This is a genomic window from Agrobacterium sp. Ap1, from assembly GCF_017313375.1.
In the GTDB taxonomy this organism is placed as follows: Bacteria; Pseudomonadota; Alphaproteobacteria; order Rhizobiales; family Rhizobiaceae; genus Neorhizobium; species Neorhizobium cellulosilyticum.
On record NZ_JAFLMY010000001.1, the window covers coordinates 86,498 to 111,892 of the forward strand.

Genomic DNA, 25,395 nt, shown 5'->3' on the forward strand with positions numbered 1-25,395 from the left:
ATGAACGGAGATATCCGGAAATTCATCTTCAAGGACCTGCAAACCGTCGAGGGCTATATCGATCCGCCCGATGCGCTTGTGTTCATGGCCTTGCTGCAGGCGCAAAGCGCACATGGCTTGAGCGGCGGCATTGCCGAGATCGGCGTGTTTTACGGACGCTCTTACTTTCTCTTCAAAAAAGTCTGCGGCAGCACCGAAAAGATCCTCGCGATCGACCTGTTCGACATAGAGCAGAAGGCGGGAGAAACGGTTACGCAATATCGGCGTTTCATCGACAATGGAGAGAGGCTGAACCTGCCGGTGGATCAGGATCTGGTCATCAGCGGCGACAGCACGCAGCTTCAGCCAGACGAGATCGTCGGCAAGATCGGCCATACGCGCTTCTTCAGCATTGATGGCGGACATATGCTGCATCATGTGAGCGCTGACAGCATGCTGGCGCTCAGCACGCTGGCTCCGCACGGCATCATCGCGTTCGACGACACGTTCAATCCGGCATGGCCGGAAGTGACCGTCGGCGTGACCGACTTTCTGCGGGAACGACAGCACGAACTCGCAACCTTCTGCATGACCAAGTACAAGACCTATGTGTGTCGCAGGCAGTTTCACGATTTCTATCGCCGCATCATCGATGATGCCGCCGACCTTCGCGCCTTCGATCACGTCGAAACCGACTTCCTCGGCTCCAAGGCAGTAAGATTGCACAATCCGATAGCCCGCCGCATGGTCTATGAAATGATGGTCAGGTCAGGAATGAGAGCCCTTTCGGAACGGGTCTATCGGTGACCCGAAAAGGCGCAGAAGCATTACCAAAACGTAATGATATAACGCCTTCGTGATATCTTGAATCACTGTTCCGCCGTACTTACTTGATACCTGCATTGGTGCGGGATCGGGAACGATCCGCGCCATATTCGGTTCGCCTTCAAGCAGGGACAATAGACGTCTGAGGGAGCCGACAACGTTTGGAAAGGGGTGCTTTATGGCCCGCAATACTTTGCCTTCCATTACCGCCGGGGAAGCCGGCCTCAATCGTTATCTCGACGAAATCCGCAAGTTCCCCATGCTGGAACCCCAGCAGGAATACATGCTTGCGAAGCGTTACGCCGAGCATGGCGACCGTGATGCCGCCCACAAGCTGGTGACCAGCCACCTTCGTCTCGTGGCAAAGATCGCCATGGGTTATCGCGGCTACGGCCTGCCGATCGGCGAAGTGGTCTCCGAGGGCAATGTCGGCCTGATGCAGGCCGTGAAGAAATTCGACGCTGAACGCGGCTTCCGCCTTGCCACCTACGCCATGTGGTGGATCAAGGCCTCGATCCAGGAATACATCCTGCGCTCGTGGTCGCTGGTGAAGATGGGCACGACCGCCAACCAGAAGCGCCTGTTCTTCAACCTGCGCCGCCTCAAGGGCAAGATTCAGGCGATCGATGAAGGCGATCTGAAGCCTGATCAGGTCGCAGAGATCGCCACCAAGCTGAATGTGTCCGAGGAAGAGGTCATCTCGATGAACCGCCGGCTTTCTGGCGACGCATCGCTGAACGCGCCTATCCGCGCCTCCGAAGGCGAAGCCGGCCAGTGGCAGGATTGGCTGGTGGATGACTCGGACAGCCAGGAAGACGTGCTGATCGAACAGGACGAGCTTGATACGCGCCGCCGTATGCTGGCAAAGGCGCTGAGCGTGCTGAACGATCGTGAACGCCGCATCTTCGAGGCCCGTCGCCTGACCGAAGATCCGATCACGCTGGAGGAGCTGTCGTCGGAATTCGACATCAGCCGCGAGCGCGTGCGCCAGATCGAGGTCCGCGCCTTCGAAAAAGTGCAGGACGCCGTTCAGAAGGAAGCCCTCGCACAGGCCCAGGCCCTGCGCGTGGTCGACGCCTAATCATCCAAAAATAAAGACTAATTTAGAAAAGCCGCGGCCAAATGGTTGCGGCTTTTTTGTATCCGCACCTGTCTCAAAGCTGCGACACTTTGACCAGGTTTCGAGTTTCCCTCACGCTGTCGTGCATCAAGTTCCGCATGCTTCCCCGATAGAACCGACTGACTGCGCAAGTCAGAGCCTAGAGGAGAATAAGCAATGAAAGCAGCACGCTGGTACAGCGCCAAGGATATTCGCGTCGAGGAAGTCAGCGAGCCGAAGCCCGCAGCAGGACAGGTGAAGATCAAGGTCAAATGGGCCGGCATCTGCGGCAGCGACCTGCATGAATATGTGGCAGGCCCGATCTTCGTGCCGGTCAAGGCTCCGCATCCGGTCAGCCACGACGTCGCCCCGATCATCATGGGCCACGAATTCTCCGGCGAAGTGTCCGAAATCGGCGAAGGTGTCGAGCGCGTCAAGCCGGGCGACCGCGTCGTGGTCGAGCCGATCCTCGCCTGCGGCAAGTGTGATGCCTGCTTCCACGGCAAATACAATCTCTGCGACAATCTCGGCTTCCACGGCCTTTCCGGTGGCGGCGGCGGTTTTGCCGGCTACACGACGGTGGGCGAGCGCTGGGTCCACAAGATGCCCGAGGGGCTGTCTTACGAACAGGGCGCTCTCGTCGAGCCGGCAGCGGTCGCCCTGCATGCCGTGCGCATTTCCAGCCTAAAGGCTGGCGGCACCGCAGCCGTCTTCGGCGCCGGCCCGATCGGCTTGCTCGTGGTCGAAGCCCTGAAGGTGGCAGGCGCTTCCGCCATCCATGTCGTCGAGCTTTCTCCGCAGCGTGGCGCCAAGGCGATCGAACTCGGCGCCACCAGCATAATCGACCCGTCCAAGGAAAACGCAGCCCAGCGGATCCGCGAACTGACGCCCGGCGGCGTTGATGTCACGTTCGAAGTCACCGGCGTGCCTGCCGTCCTTCAGCAATGCATCGACGCGACCCGCTATGAGGGCGAGACGGTCATCGTCTCGATCTGGGAAAAGGAAGCCCCCTTCCAGCCCAACACGGTGGTCCTGAAGGAAAAGAGCCTGAAGGGCACGATCGCCTATCGCGACGTCTTCCCGGCCGTCATGAACCTCATGGTCCAGGGCTATTTCTCCGCCGAGAAACTGGTGACCAAGCGCATCGAACTGGACGATATCGTTGCCCAAGGGTTCGATACGCTGGTTGCGGAAAAGAGCCAGATCAAGATTCTGGTTCGCTCCCCCGATTGATCGGTCCCAAAATCGCTTAGATAAACGACAAGCCCGCGGCGATCACCGCGGGCTTGTTTTTTTGTTGCAGCTCTTCGCCTCAGCGCATGCCCGGCGGCATGTTGCGCCGTTCGGCCTCCATCATCTCCGCAAGCGCCGCACGGAAGAAATCGATCAACAGGAAGACCAGCAGGCTGACACCCATCACCGGCAGGGCGATACCGAAGACAAGAGCCACCGCAAGCGCCGTGATCTTGGCGACGGGCGGCAGGTAGGAAAAGCTGCGGATCAGCGTTCGTGCCGATGCGCCGGGCGCGGGACGGCGCAGCCACCACATGCGGTAGCCGTAGATGATCATCGCTGTCAGCGCGAGGCCGAGCACCGCCATCAAGACCTGATTGGCAACACCGAACAGCACGCCCATATGGGCATCGATCCCCCAACGGATCAGCTTGGCGACGATCGGAAACGCTTCGAAATCCGCCCGGCTCGTGACGTTGAAATTGGAGGGATCGACGGCGATCGTATCCACCTGCGTCGGCCAGCTGCGATCATACTCGCTGACACGGAATGCCTGGCCAACGGTGCGCGGCGGCCGGATCTCGATCATCGGCGAATCGATACCGACTGCGCGAGCTGAGCTGACCACTCGATCAAAACGGGCAACCATATCCGCTTCGGAAACCGGCGGTGCCGTCTCGACCGCCGCACCCATGCCGTGCGCCGCATGCTCGCCCAGAACCGGCTCTTCCGCCTGCGGATTGAGCGCCGTGGTGATGGCCGGCGTGATCCAGCCGACTTCGTTGCGGAACGTATCGATATTGCCACCCGCCCAGCGCGACCAGGTAAGCCCGGTTGCGGAGAGAAACAGCAGGCCCAGCGCCGTCCACAGGCCGATCAGCGTATGGAGCCTGCGCGAACGCTGCCAGCCACTGACCTTGGCAGCCTTGGGACGCGCCACGCTTCGCTGCCAATACCACAGCAGCAGGCCCCCGAGGATCGAGAACCACAACCAGGATGCGGCAAGCTCGCTGTAATGCCGTCCGATATCACCGAGCAGCAGGTTGCGATGCAGGTAATCGAGCGTGATGCGTAACGGCAGGATGCCGCTCGTACCATAGGTGATCAACTCGCCCTGAACCGCCAGCGATGCCGGATCGACGAACACAGTGCGGGTTTCGGATTCCCCCAGATCAGGCTGGGTGAACATCACCCGCGTTGTCAGCCCAGGCGCGGTCGCGGGCCTCACGGCAAACAGCCGCGGCGCCTCTCCGATCAATGCCCTTGCCGCCGCGATCTGCTCCGACAGCGGATGCTCGGGGCCGGCAGTGCGCGCGACTAGCTGATCGCTGTAAAACATGCTCTCGATCTGCGGCGTGAGCACGTAAAGCGTGCCGGTTACCGCAGCAACAAGCAGGAAAGGCCCGACGAACAGGCCGACATAGAAGTGAAGGCGCGTGATGAACTGCCTGATGGCGGCAAAGGACGGTTGCGCGGGCTCAGCCTGCATATGCGCCTCCCAAAAAGGACGCTGCGCACAGCGACGCCGGAAGAACTATCCGGGAAAAGGTCATGATGATCTCCAATAGGACGACAGCCGGTAGAAACCGGCGGGAAACGTGACGTCAGACTGGAAGGATCGGCGGGCCTCTTGCATCGCCGCTAAGGCCGAGCTTCCGCGGGGTGACGGACGCCTCGACTACGGAAACAAGCGTCGCCGCGTCGATCGCGATGCGCCCGACCGGTGCCGGCGCCTTGGACGGAATACCGACATGGACCGCAGCCGCCACCTGGCAGGCGGTCAGACAGCAATCCGTGGCATGCTTGGCGTTTTTCGGCTCACCCGAACCATGCTTCCCGCCATGGCCAGCATGCGGATCAACCGCATGCTGCGAATGATCACCGACACTATCGGTGGAACAGATGACCATTTCCGCAGGAGAGGCAAATGCCATCGCACCGGTGCCGAATCCGCCGATCAAGGCTTGCAGCGCCATCAGCACGCCGATCAGAGCGGCCGAAGGGCCGCCGCAAAATCCGTCTCTGATAAGGTGCCGAAGGAAACGCATGGCTGAACCTCATCACAATCAAGGTGATGATTGTCAATGCGACATTAGCGCATATCGTCGCGCGACATTCGGCCCAACCACAACCCACCAAAAGAAAAAGCCCGCAAGGTTTTCAAACCTGCGGGCCTTCTGATTTTGCTTGAGCGATACTTACTGGCCGGTCTGGCCGGTCGTGTTCTGGCTCCACTCGCGGATCGCCTCGTCGAAAGCCTTCACGCCATCAGGTCCCTTCTGCAGGGTCAGCAGAGCGCGGCGACCGTTGCGATAGGCAAGCGGGATGTCGATCCAATTGCGGGTCCGCAGGAGCTCGAGATTGGTCCTCTGCGCATCCGGGAAGTCGTTGAGAGCGATCATGTGGAAATCGTCGGTGATCTTCGCCGGAACGGCAACCAGTGCGTTTCCACGATCCTGCTCGGTCTGCTTCATCGCGATCCGCAGAACGCTGTCGATGGCACCGCCTTCAAAGTCCGGTGGGACTGCGAAGACGATCTCGATCAGATGGCTCGCCGGCAGCGACGAATCGCTGTTCTTCTTGACGGTCAGAAGGGCGGTCAGGCCACGACCCGGAATTGTGATACGGCCCTGGACCACGGGTTCCGCCGGCCCCCCATTCTGGCCCGGCTCACGCTGGAGAGACCAGGAGACACTACCTTCGATAGCTGTTGGCGCGGATTGCCCGATACGCTCCTCGTAAAGGAACATCTTCTCGCCGGCAGCAGCAGGCACTTCTGTCGCCGACGCGCTGGGCGTTGCCGGTGCCGCAGTTCCGGCAGGAGGAGTTGCCGTACCGGTGGTCGAAGGTGCTGCGGGTGCGGGATCGGCCGGCGGGGCATTCAACTGGGCAACAGACTGTCCCTCGGCATTTTGCGCGAGGCTACCCGCATCACCCGGGCCTGCATCGACTTCGCTTCCGTTTTCGAGAAGCCTCTGCGTGAACTTCGTCGCGGTCGACGAACCGTCAGCCGGCGGCGGCGTGGTCGTCTGTGGTTGCGCAGGCGTTGATGCGCTCTGCTGAGGCTGGGCAGCGGGCGGCTGTGCGGCAGTACCGGAATTTGCCGGCGCGCTCGCAGCAGGCGTCTGCTGAGCCGTTTCGCTCGTGCTGGAGCCCGACGGCATCAGACCGCCAACCATGTCGTTGAGCTTGTCGCGATACATCCAGGCACCATAAGCGCCACCGCCGATGATGATCAGGCCGAGAAGCCCGAGGATCATGCCGGCATAGTTGCGCTTGCGAACCGGCGTCACCCGATAGGGCTTGGCCGGCGGCGACAGCAGATCGCTGAAATCATCTTCATCGGCCGCCTTTTGCGGCTTCTGCTCCGAAGAAGGTGCATCCTTCGTGTAGCCGATCAGATCTTCCAGATCGCTCCACGGGTCACGCTGCTCATCCTGCTGCGACTGCGGCTGTGCCTGTTTCGGCTGCTCCACGGGCGCGGAAGGCTGCGCGTTTACATAGGCTGCGAACGGGTCTTCGTCGACTTCGTCCGCCGGCCGGGATGTCTGCGGCATATCTGTCGCTGGCGGCATGCGGACCGGCTCGGCGGAGACATGCATCTCCTCCCCGAAATGGGCGGCAACCGGCGCGCTGCGATGTCCGGCATCGAGATGGCGGGTAAGGGCGTCGACCTCGTTCCACGCCGAGTCTGCACGATGTTCTTCGGCCTGGTGAACCGGCTCCCGTTCCGGGGCGGCCCATGTCGTGTGGTCCGCAGATACGGTTTCCGGTGCGACGTAATCCTGCGTCGGCGCCTGCGGTTCTACCTGCCATTCAGCGGGAGCAGAGTCACGTTCCGCAAAGGAATGCGTTTCATGGCGTTCTTCGGCGAATGGAGAGGCTTCCTCGCGCGAATCAGCTTCAGGGCTATAGGTCGTCTCCTCGACAGCAACCTGCTGCGGATATTCGACCTTTTCCTCGGGAACATCGTCACGCCAATCGCCGTAGCGCTCTGCCACAGGCTCTTCGGCGGCTTCCCGCCAGTCGTGCTCTGCCGGTTTCGCTGCGGCCTCGGAATGTGGCGCTTCTTCCCAATGCGTTTCCGGCTCGCGATAGGGTTCGGCTACGGTTTCTGCCTCGGCAGGTTCCTCTTCCCTATAGGGTTCGGCAAGAGAATGCGAAGCGGCAAGCTCTTCCGCATACTGTGGTTCCGCGGCTGCTGCCGGCTCTTCGGCATATTCCTCGACCGGTTCCGGCGCCTCATAGGGCACCGGCGCAGGAGCGACAGCTACCTCCGGCTCCGCCGGAAGCGCTTCCGCATGCTCGGTCTCGACCTCGATGATGGCCGCTTCCAGCTTGTCCATCTGCCGCCGCAGCATTTCCTCCGGCGGACGAGGCTTCATGTTCTCAAGCTGGCGCTGGACGGCACCGCGGGCCTTTTCATAAACCCGCGTGCGCGCCTCGGGCGTGTTGGTCGCCAAACCGTCAACAGCGCGGCGGATCACCGCTACAAAATCAGCCATCAGCACTTTCTCATGGTAGCCGGCATCGGCCGGCCGAATGGATAATCAATTCTTGACATTAATCTTCAAACGGGTCGGTCACAAGTATCGTGTCGTCGCGTTCCGGGCTTGTGGACAACAGTGCAACCGGGGCACCGATAAGCTCTTCGACCTGGCGCACATACTTGATCGCCTGGGCAGGAAGTTCGGCCCAGGTGCGGGCGCCGACCGTCGATTCCTTCCAGCCTTCGAGCGTGATGTAGATCGGCTCGACACGCGCCTGAGCGGCCTGCGAAGCCGGCAGATAATCGATTTTCTGGCCGTCAAGCATATAGCCGACGCAGATCTTCAGCTCTTCGAGACCATCGAGAACGTCGAGCTTGGTCAGCGCGATGCCGGTAATGCCGTTGGTTGCAACCGACTGGCGCACAAGAGCAGCATCGAACCAGCCGCAACGGCGCTTGCGGCCCGTCACGGTGCCGAATTCATGACCTTTTTCCCCAAGAAACTGTCCGATTTCGTCCGTCAGTTCCGTCGGGAACGGGCCTTCGCCGACGCGTGTCGTGTAAGCCTTGGTGATGCCGAGGATATAACCGAGCGAACCCGGCCCCATGCCGGAACCGGCAGCGGCCTGGCCGGCAACGGTGTTCGACGAGGTGACGAACGGATAGGTACCGTGGTCGATATCGAGCAGCGAGCCCTGCGCACCCTCGAACAGGATGCGCGAACCCTTGCGGCGCTCCTTGTCCAGCAACTGCCAGACGCTGTCCATGAACGGCAGGACCGTATCGGCGATGGAGGTCAGTTCCTCCATGATGTCCTTGTGCTCGACTTCCGGAGCACCGAAACCACGACGCAGGGCATTGTGATGGGTGAGAATGCGCTCGACCTTGGCTTCCAGCGCATCGCGGTCGGCCAGATCCATGACGCGGATGGCGCGGCGGCCGACCTTGTCTTCGTAAGCCGGGCCGATGCCACGCCGGGTCGTGCCGATCTTCGTGCCGCTGTTGGAGGCGGCGTCTTCACGCATGCCGTCGAGCTCGCGGTGGAGCGACAGGATCAGCGTGGCATTTTCAGCGATTCGCAGGTTTTCGGGGGTTACGGTCACACCCTGGGCAGCAAGCCGGCCCATTTCGGCAATCAGCGCATGCGGATCGACGACGACGCCATTACCGATGACAGCCATCTTGCCTGGACGAACGACGCCGGAAGGCAGGAGCGACAGCTTGTAGCTGACGCCATCGATGACGAGCGTATGGCCGGCATTATGACCGCCTTGGTAACGCACAACGATGTCGGCGCGCTCCGAGAGCCAGTCGACAATCTTGCCCTTGCCCTCATCCCCCCATTGCGAACCCACTACGACACAGTTCGTCATATCTGCTTCCTGCCCTTTGGACGAAACCCGCTCGACGATGCCGGTCTATGACCTCGATCGACAGCGAGCCTTACACAAGTTCTTTTTCTCGAAGCCGGTCGGTCACGGCCAACGGCTCCACAAACGCGCGCATCTATAATGCCTTGGCGTGAGGAAAGCGACCTGTTTGTGACTGCGACAAGGTTTTTGCGTGACAAAGGCCAAAACCGCACGCTATTTGCCAAATCGTAAGAGCATACTGGCGTCGGCAGGGCGGCGTGTCTAGGAGGCAACGTGCATCGCCAAGCCTATCTGTTTCTCGTCATCGCCACGCTGTGCTGGGGCGGCAATGCAGTCGCAGGCAAGCTTGCGATCGGCCATATCAGCCCGATGATGCTGACCTTCTGGCGCTGGTTCTTTGCCGTCGTCATCATCTTCGCCATCTCGCTGAAGGATTTGCGCCGGGACTGGCCGGTGATCCGCGCGAATATTCCCGTGCTCGGCTTCCTCGGCATCGTGGGCTACGTCGTCTTCAACGCGGTGCTCTACACAGCCGCAACCTATACAAGCGCGATCAACGTCACAGTCGAGCAGACGCTGATTCCCGTCCTCATCTTCATCCTGAATTTCGCGTTGTTCAGAACGAAAGTGTCCTGGCTCCAGATCGTCGGTTTCAGCCTGACCGCAATCGGTAGTCTGTTGACTGCAGCTCACGGGGATTTCGCCACGCTCGTCACCCTGACGGTCAACTTCGGTGACGCGATCATGATCATAGCGATCGCCGCCTATGCTCTCTACACGATCGCACTCAGATGGCGCCCGCCGATCAGCTGGAAAAGCCTGATGGCAGTGCCGGCGCTATTTGCGCTTGTCTTCAGCATTCCGCTCGCAGGCTGGGAATATTCGAGTGGCGGTATGATCTGGCCGGATATGACGGGCTGGATGGTGGCGCTCTACACGGCCGTATTTGCCTCACTCGTGGCTCAGGTCCTCTATATCAGAGGCGTGACGGACATTGGCGCCAACCGCGCCGGGCTGTTCATCAATCTCGTGCCCGTCTTCGGTACGCTTCTCTCGGTCATGCTTCTCGGCGAGCAGTTACAGCTGTTCCATGTCATCGCACTGGTCCTGGCGCTTGGCGGCATAGCCATAGCCGAACGCGGAAAGCCGGCCCTCACCTGAGGTCCGGCAAATGTCGAAATAGAGACAATAGAGACAGGCGCAACACCCGCCGGCAATCAGCGCCGACCATCCGCGAGCACTAGATGTCGATGCAGTCGAAGCAATCCTGCACGGCTATCGACTTGGCTTCATCTGAGCCAAACATGTCGAAATAGACATCCACGTCGGTAATTGCATGGTCCACTTCGGCCTGTTTGACGACAACGGATGCAAGTTCGCGTGCAAAGCCGCCTGGGCCAGCAGCACTGGCTTCCTTGCCGTGGATAAGTGCGGCCAGAACAGCCGCCGAAATAATAAGCTTCCTGATCATTGCCTGAACCCTGTTTTACGGACGGCTCTCTGACCATCGCGTTTCGTTCTGGCACGACTTTAGGCGGGACAACTTTTCGGCGGGCTTAAATGGAAAGATGCAATTTTACTGAAATGGCTCTTTTTCCCGGCTTGGCACAGGAAAGATCACCCGTCAGGCAGAAAACAGAATAGGCAACCGGTCATTTTTCGGCATCACGCTCATCCGCACGACGTTGACGCCAGTTGAGCTTGCGGCCACCATCGTCATCATGCCTGTTGCGGATACGTCGAACAAGCAGCCATATCGCTATCACAACGATAGGCACGGAAGCCCCGGTCAGTACCTCCGGCATGATCGCCAGCCCGACATAGTGCAGCGACTTCGCAAGATAACCGACCAGCCCGATCACATAATAGGAAATTGCAGCAACCGACAGACCTTCGACGGTTTGCTGCAGACGCAATTGCAGATGCGACCGCTTGTCCATCGAAGCAAGTATCTCGGTATTGAACTTTTGCAGATCGACATCGATCCAGCTACGCAGCAGCGCAGTAGCACGGGTCAGCTTGCGGGACAGGTTCATTTGCCGCTCTTCGACCGACTGGCAGGTTCGCATGGCAGGCGCCAGACGGCGATGGAGAAAGGCGCCCAGCGTCTCACTGCCGGGCAGAGCCTTTTCCGCCAACATGCCCACACGGTCGAGAACGATGTCGTTATAGGCGCGGCTTGCGCCGAACCGGTAAAGGCTGAGCGCGGCATTGGCTTCCAGCTCCGCCGCAAGCGTGGTGATTTCCAGAAGCATCTCGTCCGCCTCGTCACGCGCATGCTGCTTCATGCGTTGCGTGATTGCGGTAAACCGGGCCTCGAACTGCCTGATTTCCGGTGAAAGGCTCTGCGCCATCGGCAAGCCCATCATCGCCAGCGTGCGATAGGTCTCTATATCGAGAATACGCTGGACGAGCATGCCACGCGCAGCATCGGTCATGCCATGATCAAGCACCAAAAACTTCGTCAGCCCATCGCCATCCTGCCGAAAATCGGTGATCAGCGTTGCCTGATTGTCGGCCACCATACTCTGGCAGAGGCTCGTCGGATCGAAACGGGAGGTAATATCCGACATATCGTCGCCCGCAGGCCGAACCTCGATACGCACACCGGAGATAAACGGACCAGGCGCGGCAAAGCTCGCGCCGAACGGGTTGACCGCAATTTCGCCTCCGAATGTCGCCGGCGCAGGCGTGTCCCAGAAGTAGGTCGAAAATTCCGTATGTCGTTCCCAGCGCAGCGTGCCGCTGCCCCAGCTCATCGTGTGGTGGCTGGTATCGGGAGACGGTGCAGGGACGCCCTGCCCCAAAGAAAGCTCCGCAAGGATGGAATGGTCTGCGGACAGATTGGCTTCCGTAAGGAACGCCAGTTGGAAGATAACCCGTGGTAGCGGCAGCAGCGTGTAGGGTCGCGCATGGATTTCACCGAGCGCTCGCGCTCTTACATCAGCGACCGGAAACGAAAAACTGCGCTTGGACATGCATGCTTCCCCAATTGGGCTTTTCAAAACCCACCTTCATGCTTGACTATTATCAAATGCGCGCAACCGCACGACGTGGCGCTTTGCCGCAGAATCCGCTGTTCAAAGCATCCTTGCAAGGACCATGCTGCTCACAACTTCGGGGAACATGCGATCCTTAAACTTTTCATTAAATCTTAAGAGTCATCTATCGGGCATGACCCGTGTTTCTGCGATGCGTATTGCGTTTTTCATCGCGCTCCTCACTCTCGCCGGCTGCGCCAGCGCACCCAGCAGGATTAGCAACGCCTGCGCGATTTTCGAGCAGCGCGACGGTTTCTTCAACAATTGGGAGCGACAAGCGCGTGCCGCAGAGCGCGAATACGGCGTGCCCGTACCGATCCTGATGGCGACGATCTACGTCGAATCAAGCTTCCGGGCCAATGCCCGTCCGCCCCGCAAATGGTTCCTCGGCTTCATCCCCGGCAAGCGGGCATCATCGGCCTATGGTTACGCGCAAGCCCTCGATGGCACCTGGGCCACCTATCAGCGTGCCACCGGCCGCTGGGCAGCTCGCCGCAATGACTTCGGCGATGCGATCCGTTTCGTTGCCTGGTATCATAACCAGACTGCGGCACGGAACGGCGTTGCCCGAAACGACGCTTACAATCTTTACCTCGCCTACTACGCCGGACATGCGGGATATGACCGCGGCAATTTTAGCGGCAGCCTGAGGCAGACCGCTCAGAAATCGGCAGGAATGGCAGCACGTTACGCAGCACAGTTGAAGGGTTGCGGATACTGAGCATGAAGGCGGAGCCAAGCGGGCTTGCGAACCCTTCGATCACGCGACGGCGTATCTGGAGAAAGGGCAGCCCGCTCTTTCTCGCAACACCTGCCTCACATCCGAAGATAATCAGGACCGCGCATTATCGGAATGGACAATGCGCGGCCGGCTGGGTTCCCAGATCCTGACACCATCCCGCCCATCACGCTTTGCCGTGTAAAGCGCCTCGTCAGCGCGAGCAATGAGGCGTACTGCATCCGTCGGCCCCGAACCAGGCCCAAGCGTGGCAACACCGATGCTGACAGTCACGATACCCTTGTCGCTTCCCGTATGAGGAATGCGCAGCCCCCTCAATCGCTCGCAGAACTCCTCCGCAATCTTCAGTGCCGCCGCTTCATCGATATCCGGCAGAACCAGTGCGAGTTCCTCTCCACCATAACGGGCGGCCCGGTCACTGGTCCGGCGGGCTGCCGCTCTCAGGCAATCGGCGACTGTCTTGAGGCAGGAATCGCCCGCTCCATGGCCATAGGTATCGTTGAAGCGTTTGAAGTAATCGACATCGATCATCAGAAGTGCGAGCGACCCTTCGCCACGCGCAACCCGATCGAGCTCCTCGGCCATCACCGCATCGAAAGCGCGGCGGTTCAAAAGCCCGGTCAGACTATCGGTCTCGGCAAGCACGGAAAGCCTGTCATTCAGGTTCTGCAGTTCCAGTTCATGCTGTTTGGCGGCAGTAATGTCGGAGCAGATGACAAAACAGGCCCCTTCCGGCGTCGGGCGTGTACGAGATTCGATCCAGCGCCCGTCGGCAAGCGGAAACTGAACAGTGCCACCCTGTTTCAATCGCCCAAGCGCGATATCCACCCACTGCGCGACCTGCTCCTGCGGTATCCCGACGAGTTCGCCGCGAGCAATCGAAGCATAAAGAATGGCGGCTGCCGGCGTGCCGGGAACGCGCAGATCGGCGGTAACGGAAAACATTGCCCGGTAGCGCTCATTACAAAAGACGAGCGTGAGATCCTTGTCGAACATCACGAGACCATCGGAAATGCTGGACAGAGCTTCGGCAGCACGCCTGTCGCTCTGTGTAAGGGCTGCCTCAAGCAGCTTCTTGTCGGTCGTATCGCGGCTATGGGTGATGAGCCCGATGATATTACCATCAATGTCGGTGAACGGGGCCTTGAGCGTGGAAAGATAAGACCGGCTGCCATCCATTCGGGCAAGCATCTGCTCTTCGACTATCGCGGTTCCAGCCTTCAACGCCTTTTCCTCGTCGGCACGAAAAGCTGCGGCCACTTCCTGGCAGAAGAAATCGAAGTCTGTCTTTCCGATCAGCGCATCGGCATTCTCCGCCTGCATCAGGGTGGCGGTGGCCGGGTTCGCCATGATGAACCGGCCTTCACGATCCTTGACGTTCAGCGCCTCCGGCAAGCTGTTGATGACATGGCGGTACATGTGGTTTCGCGCCTCCGTCTCCCTTCGCCTGATCTCGTTGGCAAGCGCGACACAAGCCATCAAGGTCGCCACGAAAACAAGCGTCATGTAAGGCAAACGAATCTGAGGGCCGGTATCGATATCCTGATAGAGGGCATAGACAAAACCCGGCGCCATCGCGCCAATCGCCATCACCAGTGAAAACAGCACGTTCGCCTTGAGAGACGGCGCATCCTTCGTCTTCAAACGCCAACCGACAAGCCCGGCAGCGCAGGCGAATGCTATTCCGACCAGTCCGATCGTAGCCCCTGCTCCACCAAGATAAACGCGGAAAGCCGCCGCTATGATCGTGGTCACGATACCCGCAAGAGGGCCGCCGATAAACGCAGAGGTCCCGATCATCGTCATCCTCAGATCGATGAAGAAACCTGAGCCGAGCTGGAACGGGATCAACATCAGGCTGATCGCCCCAAGGCCGAACAGGATACCGAAAGCCCATCCCCGAATGGATTCTTTCTGACCGAAAACCGGCAGGCGAATGTTGGACCAGAGCGATATGACCAGCGCCACCACCGCCATATTCGCAAGCAATCCAACCCAGAGACTGTTCAAATCTTTAACCCTCGCACCAGCATCATGCTGGCTTCTATCCGACCCATTGTACGGTTTCCCCCACAAGGTTGGATTAGCGGAGATCGACGCCGGAGGGAAAAGCTTTAACCAGAGTTAACAGAAACTTACTCAGTTTTATCGGCCTGAGCGCCGGACCCGGCGAGAATATCCCCGCGAGCGGCAAAGCCGCCCGCGGACAGCAGCCTTCAATTGCCGTAACCGACGACGCTCTTGATCTCGAGGAAGTCGTGAATGCCCCAGTCGGCATATTCGCGCCCGTTGCCGGACTGCTTGTAGCCGCCGAAGGAAGAAAACAGATCCCAATCGGGATAATTAAGATAAACCGACCCGGCCCTCAAATACGGCGCGATCTTCCTCGCATGTTCCGGCTCGCCCTGCACATAGGCGGCAAGACCATAGGGCGTATCGTTGGCGATCTCGATTGACTCTTCCTCGCCGTCATAAGGCAGGATCGACAGAACCGGACCGAAAATCTCTTCCCGCGCGATCGTCATGTTATTGTTGACGTTACCGAACACGGTCGGGCGAATATAATAGCCACGGTTCAGGTTCTCCGGTCGCCCCGGACCGCCGGTGACCAGCGTAGCGCCTTCCGAAATACCTGCCTCGATCAGACGCTGAATCTTGTCGAACTGCACCTTGCTGACAACCGGACCAAGATCAGTTCCCTCAGCTTGAGGATCGCCGGTGACCAGCTTCTCGGCAGCCTCCCGTGCAACGTTGAGCGCCTCTTCATGCCAGGCACGCGGCACCAGCATGCGCGTCGGCGCATCGCAGGACTGGCCGGAATTGCCGAAACAACCGGTTACCCCATCGGCCACGGCCTGTTTGAGATCAGCATCAGGCAGAATGATGTTTGCGGACTTGCCGCCAAGTTCCTGCGCCACGCGCTTGACAGTGTCGGCAGCCGTCTTCGCCACAATGATGCCGGCACGCGTCGAGCCGGTGAAGGACACCATGTCGACGTCCGGATGCCCCGCCATCACCTGCCCCACATCCGGGCCGGTGCCGTTGACCATGTTGAACACACCCTTCGGCACTCCCGCCGCCTCCATCACCTCGGCGAAGATAACGCCGGAGATCGGTGCGATCTCGGAGGGTTTGAGCACCATCGTGCAGCCGGTGGCGATTGCCGGACCGACCTTGCAGGTAATCTGGTTGAGCGGCCAGTTCCATGGCGTAATCAGCGCCACGACGCCGATCGGTTCCTTGACGATGCGCGTCGTACCGCGATCCTCGGTGAACTTGTAGGTTTCGAGCGCAGTGATCGTTGCACTCAGATGGCCATGGCCGGCTGCGACTTGGGAATTGCGAGCGAACGCAATCGGCGCGCCCATCTCGCGGCTGACTGCCTGGGCGATATCCTCGGCACGTTTTTCATATTCCCAGAGAATTCGTTTCAAGAGCGTAAGCCGCTCGCTCTGCGTCCATCTCGAAAATACCGGAAACGCAGCTTTGGCAGCAGCGACAGCCTTGTCGACATCGGCCTTGGAGCCGAGTGCGATCTGCGTGAAGGGCTCTTCCGTCGAGGGATCGATGACATCGAGTGCGACGGGGACCACCGGCTCCACCCATTCGCCATTGATGAAGAATTTCAGGTGATTGCTCATGCCGTCCTCCGGGCTTGCGCGCTATGAAGAAGGCACTATCGGCCAACACCATGCGCTTCCGCAAGCCCGGAGAGCAGACTTTGAAATATCAGGCCTGTCCGCCATAGGGAGCGAGGAATGCCTTGATCGCCTCGATCTCGTTCGGCCGGATCTCATGGCCGCCTGCGTGCCATTCGAACGTCACAGCATCGCCCTGCCGCTTGAAATATTCGCCGAGCTCAAGTGTTGCCGGCACCGGGCAGATCGGATCACGCTCGCCAGCCGTAATCAGAACATGCGCCTTTTCTGCCACTTTGCGCTCGGCCGGCTGGAACGGGATCAGCGGATGCATCAGCACACCGGCTTCGATAAGGCCGGGTTTCTCGATCATAATGTTGGCGAGGATGTTCGCGCCGTTGGAGAAGCCGAGGCCAAGCACGGTTGAGGACTCGTAACGCTCGCGATTGGCGGTAATGAAGTCGCCCATCCGCTCCGTGGCACGCGCCAGGTCGTCGCAGTCATAGACACCTTCAGCCTTGCGCCGGAAAAAGCGCGCAGCACCATGTTCGGAAACGTCGCCGCGCGGCGAGACCACAGTAGCGCCAGGCAGAAGGCGGCTACCGAAATCGAAGAACTGGTTTTCGTCGCCGCCCGTACCGTGAAAGACGAACAGGATCGGCGATCCGGGCGCACCGGGGCGCACCCGATGCAGATAGCTGTCGTAACCCATTGAAATCTCCTGAATGACGGTGGCAGGACGCAAACGCCCTGCCCTGAAATAATCTTAGGCAATCGGTTCCAGATGTTCTTCGAGCGCCTTGCGCAGATGCTCGTGCTGGGTCGGCAGCTTCAGAGCTTCGCCGAGATGCGCGGTGTCTTCATCGCGGTCGAAGCCCGGCTCGTTGGTGGCGATCTCGAACAGCACGCCACCCGGCGTGCGGAAGTAGATCGCCCAGAAATAATCCCGGTCGATTACCGGGGTGACCTGATAACCGGTATCCATCAGAGCCTTGCGGACTTCGAGCTGCTTTTCGCGGTTGTCGACGGCAAAGGCGATGTGATGCACCGAACCGGCCCCGAGACGCGCGCTCGAAATATTCGGCATCGTCTCGACGTCGATGAAGTCGGCACCATTGCCGCCCGGAACGCCGAAGCGGGTAACGCCATCCCTGGCATCGACCTGCTCATAGCCCATGAACTTCAGAAGCTCGGCCGTTGAGCCATCATCACGAAGACGCATCGAGGCGGAGTGGAACCCACGGATTGCCTCCTCTGCACCGACACCATTGCCGATCCAGGGCGCACGATTGTCATCCCTGACTTCGACAAGCGCAAAACCGTCGCCATCGGGGCCGGCAAAATGCAGTCGCTTCTCACCGAAAGCATCATCGGCCTTCAACCCATCGGCACCAGCCTTGGTCAGCCGATCGGTCCAGTAACCGAGAGAACCTTCAGGCACGGAAAACACGGTCGTACCCACTTCGCCGGTGCCGGGACGTCCCTGTGCGATATGCGGGAAGGGAAAGTAAGTCATCACCGAACCCGGTGTGCCGACTTCGTCCCCGTAGTAGAGATGATAGACATCCGGCGCGTCGAAATTGACGGTCTTCTTGACCCGGCGCAGGCCGAGCGTGTCGGTGAAGAATTTATTGTTGGTGGAGGCACTCGCGGCCATCGACGTGACGTGGTGCAGGCCCCTGATCTGGGTAATCATATCAAACCCCTTGTTCCTGTGGAGCCGCCTCGCGGCCCGCTGTTCATGGGGTGATATTTGGTCGATCAGACGCAGATTGGATAGATAAACACATCCGAACGGATTGTTCGCTTATCGTTGACGAAGAATGCGTACCGTTCACTGATCAGACGGTTTCCGGCAATTGCCAATCGACAGGATCCTTACCGATCGACTGCAGATACTCGTTGGTCTTGGAAAACGGGCGCGAGCCGAGAAAGCCGTTATGGGCAGAAAGCGGCGATGGATGCGCGGATTTCAACACCAGATGCCGCTCCTGATCGACGAAGGACGCTTTCTTCTGCGCGTAGGAACCCCAGAGAATGAAGACGATCCCGTCGCATTCGTCGTTCACCGTGCGAATGACGGCATCGGTGAATTTTTCCCAGCCCTGGCCCTGATGGGCGGCCGCCTTGCCTTCCTCCACGGTAAGTACGCTGTTCAGGAGAAGCACGCCCTGTTCGGCCCAGCTTTCGAGGAAGCCATGTTTTGCCGGCGGAATGCCGAGATCGGCCTGCATTTCCTTGTAGATATTGACGAGCGAAGGCGGCGTCTTCACCCCCGGCTGCACCGAAAAGCACAAACCATGCGCCTGGCCAAACCCGTGATACGGGTCCTGACCGAGAATGACCACTTTCACCTCATCGAGCGGGGTAAGGTCCAGCGCGCGAAAATACTCGGAACCCTTTGGGAAGATTCGTTTTCCCGCCTGTTTTTCGGAGACGAGAAAACGTTTGAGATCAGCCATGTACGGGTCTGCGAACTCGCCCTCCAGAGCGAATTTCCAGCTCTCTTCCAGCTTGATCTCACCTTCAGCCATGCCATTCACCTTTTATTGGAAACGTCCGCCACGCTGGATGACTTCCGTCTTGTAGCCATCCGGATCTGTCACGAAGAAGAAGCGCGCAAACGGCTTGCCCTCATGCGGCATCTCGACGAGCTTGCCGACGGCGAGGCCCAGATCAGTGAAGCGCTTATATTCGGCCTCGATATCCTCGACCGTCACGGCCAGATGGCCGTAACCGTTTCCGAGATCATAGGCTTGCTCGCGCCCTGCATTGACGGTCAGCTCCAGCTCGAACCCGGTTTCCGGGTTCGAGAGATAGATCAGCGTGAAGCCGTCGAAGGGCACGCGGCTGGCGACTTTCAGACCAAAGGCCTTGTCATAGAAATCGACTGACCGCGCCTCTTCGAGAACACGGATCATCGAATGGACCATCTTGGCCATGGCTATGTTTTCCTTAACTCATCACGTGGTTCGAGCGCTTATGCCAGTCCCAGGCTGATTTGATAATGTCGTTGAGCGTATATTGCGGCTCCCAGCCCAGGACTTCGCGCGCCTTGTCGTTGTTGGCGACGAGCGAGGTGGAATCGCCCTCACGACGGCCGACATATTCCACCGGGAACGGCTTGCCGGAAACGTCCGAAATTGCCGCAAGCAGCTCTTTCACTGTCGTGCCGGTGCCGGTGCCCAGGTTGAGCTCAACCATGTCGCCACCAGCCAGCAGATAGTCGACGGCGCGCACATGCGCATCGGCAAGGTCGAGAACATGGATATAGTCGCGCACACAGGTGCCATCGCGTGTGTCGTAATCGTCGCCGAACACCTTGAAGCCCTGACGACGGCCGAGGGCGGCTTCGATGGCGAGCGGGATCGCATGGGTTTCCGGCGTATGCCACTCACCGATCCGGCCCTCGAAATCAGCGCCTGCGGCATTGAAATAGCGCAGCATGACCGATTTCAGGTCCATATACTGGCCGTAATCCTTCAATGCCTGCTCGATAATGTACTTCGTGCGGCCATAGGGATTGATCGGCGCCTGGCCATGGCTCTCGTCCATCGGCACCTGAACCGGCAGACCATAGGTCGCGCAGGTGGAGGAGAAGACGAAGGCCTTCACACCGGCCTGAATCGCAGCCGACATCAGCGTCAGCGCGCCCACCACGTTGTTGTCGTAGAAACCGACCGGGTTCTTGACCGATTCCCCTACTTCGATGAGAGCCGCGAAATGCAGAACCGCTTCGGGCTTGTGTTTTGCAAACACTTCATCCAGTCGCGCATGGTCACGGATATCGCCCTGTTCGAGCTCGCCCCAGCGGACGAATTCCGCGTGTCCATTCGAGAGATTGTCGAAAACGACGGGCTCGTAACCTCTTTCAGCCAGTACCAGACACGTATGGGAGCCGATATAACCGGCACCGCCCACCACAAGCACTTTCTTCTTCGACATCATGTCCTCAAAGGTTGTTGAAGCCGGCGGCAATATAGCTCCCCGGGATCAAATGGGAAGGGCGCATGCTGCACATGCACAGCAGCTAAAAATTGCGGTGCGATCTTGTCGGGCCGAGTTGACTCTTTACATGAGGACGCGGCAAGCAAACTTGTCTATCCTGTTCAGGTTTTCGCCATAGGCCCTTCATGCGTTACGTCTTTCTCTGTCTCGGCTGGTTCTTTGTGGCACTCGGCGTGGTCGGTGCATTTCTGCCCGTTTTGCCGACGACGCCTTTTCTGTTGCTGGCCGTCGCCTGTTTCGCGCGCTCCTCGCCGAAGCTTGAGGCCTGGCTGATGAACCACAACACATTCGGCCCGCCGCTGAAAAACTGGCGTGAGCGCGGCGCGATTTCACGGCGCGCGAAAATCACGGCGATCTCGCTCATGGGTCTGAGTTATGCCGGTTTTTGGTTTGGCTCCCACCCTTCGGCATGGCTGGCCATACTCGTCGCAGCCCTTATGATCGGCCCCGCGATTTTTATGATCACAAGGCCGAGCGCCTAAAATCACCGGTTCCGCGACTGCGGCAGAACATAGGGAATATGCGCCGCAGGCACGCGACCGACGGCACCCGCAATGCCATAGACCGAAGCAATGATGTCGTCGCTCACCGTCTCGTGGCAGGCGCCTTCCGCGACCACCCGGCCGTGATGCAGCACCACGAGATGATCGGCGAATTCCGCCGCCAGATTGAGATCGTGCAGGATGGCAAGCACCATGCCGCCGGCTGACGCAAAATCCCGAGCAGTCTCGAGCACCGAAATCTGATGGCCGAGATCGAGGCTTGCCGTCGGCTCGTCGAGAAACAGCGCTCGCGGCACGCCATCGACGACGGCCTGCGGCACCTGTGCGAGCGCGCGGGCAAACTGCACCCGCTGTTGCTCGCCGCCCGACATTGACGGATAAGGACGGCTCTCGAAGCCTCTCAGCCCCACGCGCGACAGGGCCTTGCGCGCTTCTTCGCCGGGATTGAGTGCGCCATGCGCAACCGCGCCCATGCGCGCAATCTCCAGTGCCGTAAACGGAAAAGCAAGCTGCGTCGCCTGCGGCAGCACTGCACGGCGTCTGGCAAGATCGGCCGGCTGGCAGAGATCGACGCTCGTCCCATAGTACGAGACAAGACCGCTATCCGGCTGCATCTCGCCCGACAATACCTTCATCAACGTCGATTTGCCGGCTCCGTTCGGGCCGATGACGACGGTAAACTGGCCGGGCTTCAGCTCGATCGAGATGTCGTCGATCAGCTTGCGACCTGAACGGCTGACGGTGACCTTATCGGCAATGATCATGGCAGATCCCGCGCGCCGATACCATTCTTGCCGATCAGCAGGAACAGGAAGACAGGTGCGCCGAACAGCGCGGTAATGACACCGATCGGCAGTTCAGCAGGTGCTGCGACAGTGCGCGCAACACTGTCCGCGATCAGGAGCAATGCTCCTCCCCCCAATGCTGATCCCGGCAAAAGGAAACGATGGGACGGCCCCATCGCAAGCCTGAGCAGATGCGGCACAACGATGCCCACAAATCCGATAGATCCGGCTACGGCCACGGTAGAGCCACAGGCGGCCGCCACGGCGACGACGACAATTTTCTTCAACCGCTGAACCGGAATGCCCATGTGAAAGGCCGCCGCATCGCCGAGAATCAACGCATCGAGACCTTTGGCGACAAAAGGAATGATCCCCATGACGAAAACGATGAAAGGCAGGATCGAAAGCACGCGGCCGTAGGTGGCGCCACCTAGAGAGCCAAGGCTCCAGAAAGTAATGTCGCGCAGCTGCCGGTCATCTGCCATAACGATCAGAAGCCCCATGAAAGCTCCTGCAAGCGCGCCAATCGCGATACCGCAGAGAATAAGCGCGGTGGTCGAGGTACGTCCGTCCCGCGTGGCGATCGCGTAAAGAGCCCACGTGACCAGCAGTCCGCCGAAAAATGCCATCAGTGGCAAAAACTGATTGCCAAGCACTACGGCTATAGGTGCGAGCACGCCGCCTCCGAGCACGATGGCGCAGACGGCGGCAAGCCCCGCTCCCGACGTTACCCCGACAATGCCAGGATCGGCGAGCGGATTTCGAAACAGGCCCTGCATCATCGCGCCGGAAACCGCGAGCCCCGCACCAATCAGCAACCCGAGCGCCGTGCGCGGCAGGCGCACCGCTTCGAGGATCACCCGTTCCTGTGTTGTCAGGCTGTCACCATTGCCGGTGAGATAGGAGAAAAGATCTCGCAAACCCACACCTGTTGGCCCGACATGCAGCGAGAGCAGGCAGGAAAAGACGAGCAGGACAGCCAGCAGAAAGAGCACCAGCACGCCCTGAGACGTCCGGTCTCCCTCACCCGTCCGGCGAAAGGGCATGGCGAGCGCCTTCATCAGTTGATTACGCCCGGATAGATTTTGGCTGCCAGTGCCCGCGCAGCTTCCGGTGTGCGAGGCCCGAAGCCCAGCAGCATCAGGCCATCCATCGAAACCAGCGCCTTGTTTGCCGCAGCCGGCGTAGTCTGCATCGAGGGAAGAGCGAACATCTGTTCCGGCGTAATCGAATGATCGCCACGCGACATCGACAGAATTACATCCGGTGCGGCAGCAATCACCGCCTCATCGGAAAGCGGCTTGTAGCCGTTGATCGTCGGCGCGGCATTGACGCCGCCTGCCATCTCGATGATCGCACCCGCTTCGGTATCGGCACCGCCAGCCATCAGGCGGCCATTCGAAATAGACAGAACGAAAAGAACCTTCTTCTTGCCGCCGCTGATCTTGGCCACATCGGCTGCAACCGCCTTCAAGCCATCCTCGGTTTTCTTCGCCAGCGCCTCCGCCTTGTCGGACAATCCGACGGCCGCACCGACATCACGGATCTTCTGACCGATCTTGTCCGCCTTTGGAGGTGTCGGGATCACGACCATCGGTACCTCGCTGGCCTTCAGGATCTCCAGCACCGGCGGCGGGCCGGAGCCTTCCTCCATCAGGATCAGGTCTGGTTTCTGCCCCAGAATACCCTCCGCCGAAAGCTGGCGCATATAGCCGACATCTGGCTTGGAATTGGCGTCAGCCGGATAAAAGCTGGTCGAGTCGCGCGCCACGATACGGTCCTGAGCACCGAGGTCATAAAGGATTTCGGTGATCGTTCCGCCGACCGAGACGATGCGTTTTGCTTCGGGATTGCCCTTGTCGGCAGCGAGAACGCCGCCCGCACTTATCGTCGATCCCAGCAGAATTATTGCAAGAAGACGCCCGAATTTGGAACAGGAAACCATTGTGATCCACCCCTTGGCGTTGCCGCACATCTGATGAAAGCAGGATTAGGCAGCGCTGCAAATTTCAATAACTTGAGTTGACTACGCAAGTTTTTTTGGCTTTTCAAGGGGAGGGCCGGCAGATATCTTGACTGGCAAATGAAACTTAAGTGAGGGAAGTTTTCATGTATATTGCAATGAACCGTTTTCGCGTCGTTCCGGGCTTCGAAGAAGCATTCGAAGCGATCTGGCGCGACCGTCAGGGCCGCCTTGCGGAACTGCCAGGTTATATCGAATTCCACATGCTGAAAGGCCCCAAGGCCGAAGACCATTCGCTTTACGCGTCCCACACGGTCTGGGAAACATTCGAGCATTTCAAGGCCTGGACGACTTCCGAACAATTCCGCGCAGCCCATGCCAATGCCGGCAACAACCGCGGCAAGGTGGAATATCTCTCCGGCCCGCATTTCGAGGGTTTCGAAGTCATCATCCACGAAGACAAGAACGGCGTACGCGCCGCCGACGCGGCCTGAGGATCATCGATGAACGCCGTATCCGAAATCACAGCTGACCGTCGCGAACGGGCTCTGGCTGCACTCGCCGAAAAGCCCGATGGCATCGTCGAGTCGATCGCTGCCGCTGCAGACGTTACCCCCGCCGAGATTCTTGAAATTCTGCCCGAGGGTTCGGCCGTCATTGCGCCGAAAGAAAGCTTTCTCGACATCTGGAACGAGCTGACCACCTGGGGCATCGTCCTCTTCCTCGTCCACACCGAGGATCTTGTAGCCGAGATCGATGGTGAGCTGCCGGTCGGTTCGGAAGGCCATGGCTGGTTCAACATTCATGGTGACAGCCCGATCGGCGGTCACATCAAGAAGGACAACTGCGCCTCGATCACCTTTGTCGACCGCGCCTTCCACGGGCGGCGCTCCTGTTCCATTTGGTTCATGAATGCCAAGGGCGCGCCAATGTTCAAGGTCTTCGTCAAGCGCGACGAGGCACGCGAACTGCTCCCCGAACAGCTGGCAAAATTCGACGCATTGCGCGCCAGCTACGCCTGATCGACAAAAAGGAAAAGGCGGGTGCCTGCTGAAGCACCCGCCTTTCCGGGAAGTCCGGGTTCGGACCGGAAATATGCAATTCAGCGATGCGCGACGTGTTCGGGTTTGCTCTTATGCTTGGTCGAAGCAAACTCCTCCAGCTGCTTCTCGCTCATCGATTTTTCCATTTCTTTCGAAGCGCCCTTGAGATCGCTTTTCTTTGCATCGCCGCGCTTGGCCGCAAGGGCTGCGCCTGCTGCCTTCTGCTGTGCCTTCGATTTCGCCGGCATGTTTCTCCTCCTTGGGATTATCTCCATTTCCAACACGCCGACTGCGATTTTCGTTCCAATCGACAAGCGCGGAACCTCTGCATTCGCCAAGGGTTTCTCAGACAGCCTACGGCACACCTGTAGTTGGCACACTCAACGGGAAGGAAACGACCATGAACACTGCAAATCCGAATAAGCCTATTGCAACGGACATCGAACGCGAGCAGCTCGACACCACCAATCCCGAAGCGCTGAAAGAGGCTGCACGCCTCGGCAACAGGGACGCCTACCTTGTCGAAACAGATCTGGAGGATGCGGATCAGCGCGAAGACGGCGACCAGCCAGATGGTCGCCCAAGCCCCATGGCAAATGCCGACAACCCTGAGGCCGACTGAAGAGCTAAACGGAACCTCCGTCGCTTCTCGGGTGTTGCTAGTCACCTGGGAGAAT

General features: G+C 59.4%; 26 protein-coding genes. 9 read left to right on the forward strand and 17 right to left on the reverse strand.

The genetic code is table 11. The annotated features are described in order from the left end of the window. From JZX87_RS00450 to JZX87_RS00460, 3 genes are all read left to right on the forward strand, one after another. The gene (locus JZX87_RS00450) at positions 1–786 is read left to right on the forward strand and encodes a class I SAM-dependent methyltransferase (RefSeq protein WP_206822954.1); all 786 of its coding nucleotides are present in this window, start codon (positions 1–3) and stop codon (positions 784–786) included. A gap of 196 nt (positions 787–982) precedes the next feature. Continuing rightward, positions 983–1,885 carry an RNA polymerase sigma factor RpoH gene (rpoH, locus tag JZX87_RS00455; RefSeq protein WP_148145838.1) on the forward strand — a complete coding sequence of 301 codons (903 nt, stop codon included), beginning with the start codon at positions 983–985 and terminating at the stop codon, positions 1,883–1,885. Between the two features lie 195 nt (positions 1,886–2,080). Then, the gene (locus JZX87_RS00460; RefSeq protein ID WP_206822955.1) at positions 2,081–3,136 is read left to right on the forward strand and encodes a 2,3-butanediol dehydrogenase; all 1,056 of its coding nucleotides are present in this window, start codon (positions 2,081–2,083) and stop codon (positions 3,134–3,136) included. Positions 3,137–3,215: 79 nt separating this feature from the next. Here JZX87_RS00460 and JZX87_RS00465 read toward each other — a convergent pair whose 3' ends face one another. The 4 genes from JZX87_RS00465 to JZX87_RS00480 form a co-directional block, all read right to left on the reverse strand. Then, a complete protein-coding gene (locus JZX87_RS00465) occupies positions 3,216–4,625 on the reverse strand; it encodes a PepSY-associated TM helix domain-containing protein (protein WP_206822957.1) in 1,410 nt (469 codons plus the stop codon). A 115-nt stretch (positions 4,626–4,740) separates the two neighbouring features. After that, a complete protein-coding gene (locus JZX87_RS00470) occupies positions 4,741–5,184 on the reverse strand; it encodes a DUF2946 family protein (protein ID WP_206822958.1) in 444 nt (147 codons plus the stop codon). Between the two features lie 150 nt (positions 5,185–5,334). Continuing rightward, a complete protein-coding gene (locus JZX87_RS00475; protein WP_206822959.1) occupies positions 5,335–7,641 on the reverse strand; it encodes a hypothetical protein in 2,307 nt (768 codons plus the stop codon). Between the two features lie 58 nt (positions 7,642–7,699). Further along, positions 7,700–8,998, reverse strand: a complete 1,299-nt coding sequence (locus tag JZX87_RS00480; RefSeq protein ID WP_148145843.1) for an adenylosuccinate synthase — start codon at positions 8,996–8,998, stop codon at positions 7,700–7,702. Positions 8,999–9,271: 273 nt separating this feature from the next. Between JZX87_RS00480 and JZX87_RS00485 the strand changes: the two genes are divergently transcribed. Further along, on the forward strand, positions 9,272–10,159 hold the full coding sequence (locus tag JZX87_RS00485; RefSeq protein WP_206822960.1) for a DMT family transporter: 888 nt from the start codon (positions 9,272–9,274) through the stop codon (positions 10,157–10,159). A gap of 79 nt (positions 10,160–10,238) precedes the next feature. Here JZX87_RS00485 and JZX87_RS00490 read toward each other — a convergent pair whose 3' ends face one another. Both JZX87_RS00490 and JZX87_RS00495 read right to left on the reverse strand, forming a co-directional pair. Continuing rightward, the gene (locus JZX87_RS00490) at positions 10,239–10,469 is read right to left on the reverse strand and encodes a hypothetical protein (protein WP_183821171.1); all 231 of its coding nucleotides are present in this window, start codon (positions 10,467–10,469) and stop codon (positions 10,239–10,241) included. 181 nt (positions 10,470–10,650) lie between these two features. Continuing rightward, on the reverse strand, positions 10,651–11,976 hold the full coding sequence (locus JZX87_RS00495; RefSeq protein ID WP_206822961.1) for a DUF3422 family protein: 1,326 nt from the start codon (positions 11,974–11,976) through the stop codon (positions 10,651–10,653). A gap of 214 nt (positions 11,977–12,190) precedes the next feature. Between JZX87_RS00495 and JZX87_RS00500 the strand changes: the two genes are divergently transcribed. Beyond that, positions 12,191–12,760 carry a transglycosylase SLT domain-containing protein gene (locus tag JZX87_RS00500; protein ID WP_148145949.1) on the forward strand — a complete coding sequence of 190 codons (570 nt, stop codon included), beginning with the start codon at positions 12,191–12,193 and terminating at the stop codon, positions 12,758–12,760. Between the two features lie 111 nt (positions 12,761–12,871). Here the strand turns inward: JZX87_RS00500 and JZX87_RS00505 are convergent, their stop codons facing one another. The 7 genes from JZX87_RS00505 to galE all read right to left on the reverse strand — a co-directional run bounded on the left by JZX87_RS00505 (position 12,872) and on the right by galE (position 20,361). Beyond that, complete coding sequence (locus JZX87_RS00505) at positions 12,872–14,788, reverse strand: diguanylate cyclase (protein ID WP_206822965.1); 1,917 nt, start codon at positions 14,786–14,788, stop codon at positions 12,872–12,874. A 206-nt stretch (positions 14,789–14,994) separates the two neighbouring features. Then, entirely contained in the window at positions 14,995–16,419 is a 1,425-nt protein-coding gene (locus JZX87_RS00510) for an aldehyde dehydrogenase family protein (RefSeq protein WP_206822966.1), read from the reverse strand. Positions 16,420–16,507: 88 nt separating this feature from the next. Further along, positions 16,508–17,128 carry an alpha/beta hydrolase gene (locus tag JZX87_RS00515; protein WP_206822969.1) on the reverse strand — a complete coding sequence of 207 codons (621 nt, stop codon included), beginning with the start codon at positions 17,126–17,128 and terminating at the stop codon, positions 16,508–16,510. Positions 17,129–17,182: 54 nt separating this feature from the next. Next, a complete protein-coding gene (locus tag JZX87_RS00520) occupies positions 17,183–18,112 on the reverse strand; it encodes a ring-cleaving dioxygenase (RefSeq protein WP_206822971.1) in 930 nt (309 codons plus the stop codon). A 145-nt stretch (positions 18,113–18,257) separates the two neighbouring features. Further along, positions 18,258–18,950: a uracil-DNA glycosylase gene (ung, locus tag JZX87_RS00525; protein WP_148145852.1), complete on the reverse strand. Its 693-nt coding sequence runs from the start codon at positions 18,948–18,950 to the stop codon at positions 18,258–18,260. Positions 18,951–18,962: 12 nt separating this feature from the next. Next, complete coding sequence (locus tag JZX87_RS00530) at positions 18,963–19,358, reverse strand: VOC family protein (RefSeq protein ID WP_206822974.1); 396 nt, start codon at positions 19,356–19,358, stop codon at positions 18,963–18,965. Between the two features lie 13 nt (positions 19,359–19,371). Further along, positions 19,372–20,361: a UDP-glucose 4-epimerase GalE gene (gene galE / locus JZX87_RS00535; protein WP_148145854.1), complete on the reverse strand. Its 990-nt coding sequence runs from the start codon at positions 20,359–20,361 to the stop codon at positions 19,372–19,374. Positions 20,362–20,549: 188 nt separating this feature from the next. On the opposite strand from galE, the gene JZX87_RS00540 reads away from it, so the two are divergent. Continuing rightward, entirely contained in the window at positions 20,550–20,906 is a 357-nt protein-coding gene (locus tag JZX87_RS00540; protein ID WP_206822976.1) for a YbaN family protein, read from the forward strand. 2 nt (positions 20,907–20,908) lie between these two features. Here the strand turns inward: JZX87_RS00540 and JZX87_RS00545 are convergent, their stop codons facing one another. Genes JZX87_RS00545 through JZX87_RS00555 form a run of 3 tightly spaced genes read right to left on the reverse strand, consistent with a single transcriptional unit; the run spans position 20,909 to position 23,657 of the window. After that, positions 20,909–21,691, reverse strand: a complete 783-nt coding sequence (locus JZX87_RS00545; protein WP_206822978.1) for a heme ABC transporter ATP-binding protein — start codon at positions 21,689–21,691, stop codon at positions 20,909–20,911. Continuing rightward, the gene (locus tag JZX87_RS00550; RefSeq protein WP_286193982.1) at positions 21,688–22,758 is read right to left on the reverse strand and encodes a FecCD family ABC transporter permease; all 1,071 of its coding nucleotides are present in this window, start codon (positions 22,756–22,758) and stop codon (positions 21,688–21,690) included. The genes JZX87_RS00545 and JZX87_RS00550 overlap by 4 nt, the downstream gene beginning before the upstream one ends. A gap of 14 nt (positions 22,759–22,772) precedes the next feature. Further along, positions 22,773–23,657 (reverse strand): heme/hemin ABC transporter substrate-binding protein, encoded by an 885-nt coding sequence (locus JZX87_RS00555; RefSeq protein WP_206822980.1) that lies wholly within the window; start codon positions 23,655–23,657, stop codon positions 22,773–22,775. Between the two features lie 164 nt (positions 23,658–23,821). Between JZX87_RS00555 and hmuQ the strand changes: the two genes are divergently transcribed. Together hmuQ and hutX are read left to right on the forward strand one after the other, a co-directional pair. Next, the gene (gene hmuQ / locus JZX87_RS00560; protein WP_112454187.1) at positions 23,822–24,169 is read left to right on the forward strand and encodes a heme-degrading protein HmuQ; all 348 of its coding nucleotides are present in this window, start codon (positions 23,822–23,824) and stop codon (positions 24,167–24,169) included. Between the two features lie 9 nt (positions 24,170–24,178). Continuing rightward, on the forward strand, positions 24,179–24,697 hold the full coding sequence (hutX, locus tag JZX87_RS00565; RefSeq protein ID WP_206822982.1) for a heme utilization cystosolic carrier protein HutX: 519 nt from the start codon (positions 24,179–24,181) through the stop codon (positions 24,695–24,697). A gap of 80 nt (positions 24,698–24,777) precedes the next feature. Here the strand turns inward: hutX and JZX87_RS00570 are convergent, their stop codons facing one another. Beyond that, entirely contained in the window at positions 24,778–24,966 is a 189-nt protein-coding gene (locus JZX87_RS00570) for a DUF3008 family protein (RefSeq protein WP_148145861.1), read from the reverse strand. 152 nt (positions 24,967–25,118) lie between these two features. On the opposite strand from JZX87_RS00570, the gene JZX87_RS00575 reads away from it, so the two are divergent. After that, positions 25,119–25,340 carry a hypothetical protein gene (locus JZX87_RS00575; RefSeq protein ID WP_148145862.1) on the forward strand — a complete coding sequence of 74 codons (222 nt, stop codon included), beginning with the start codon at positions 25,119–25,121 and terminating at the stop codon, positions 25,338–25,340. Positions 25,341–25,395: the final 55 nt, after the last annotated feature.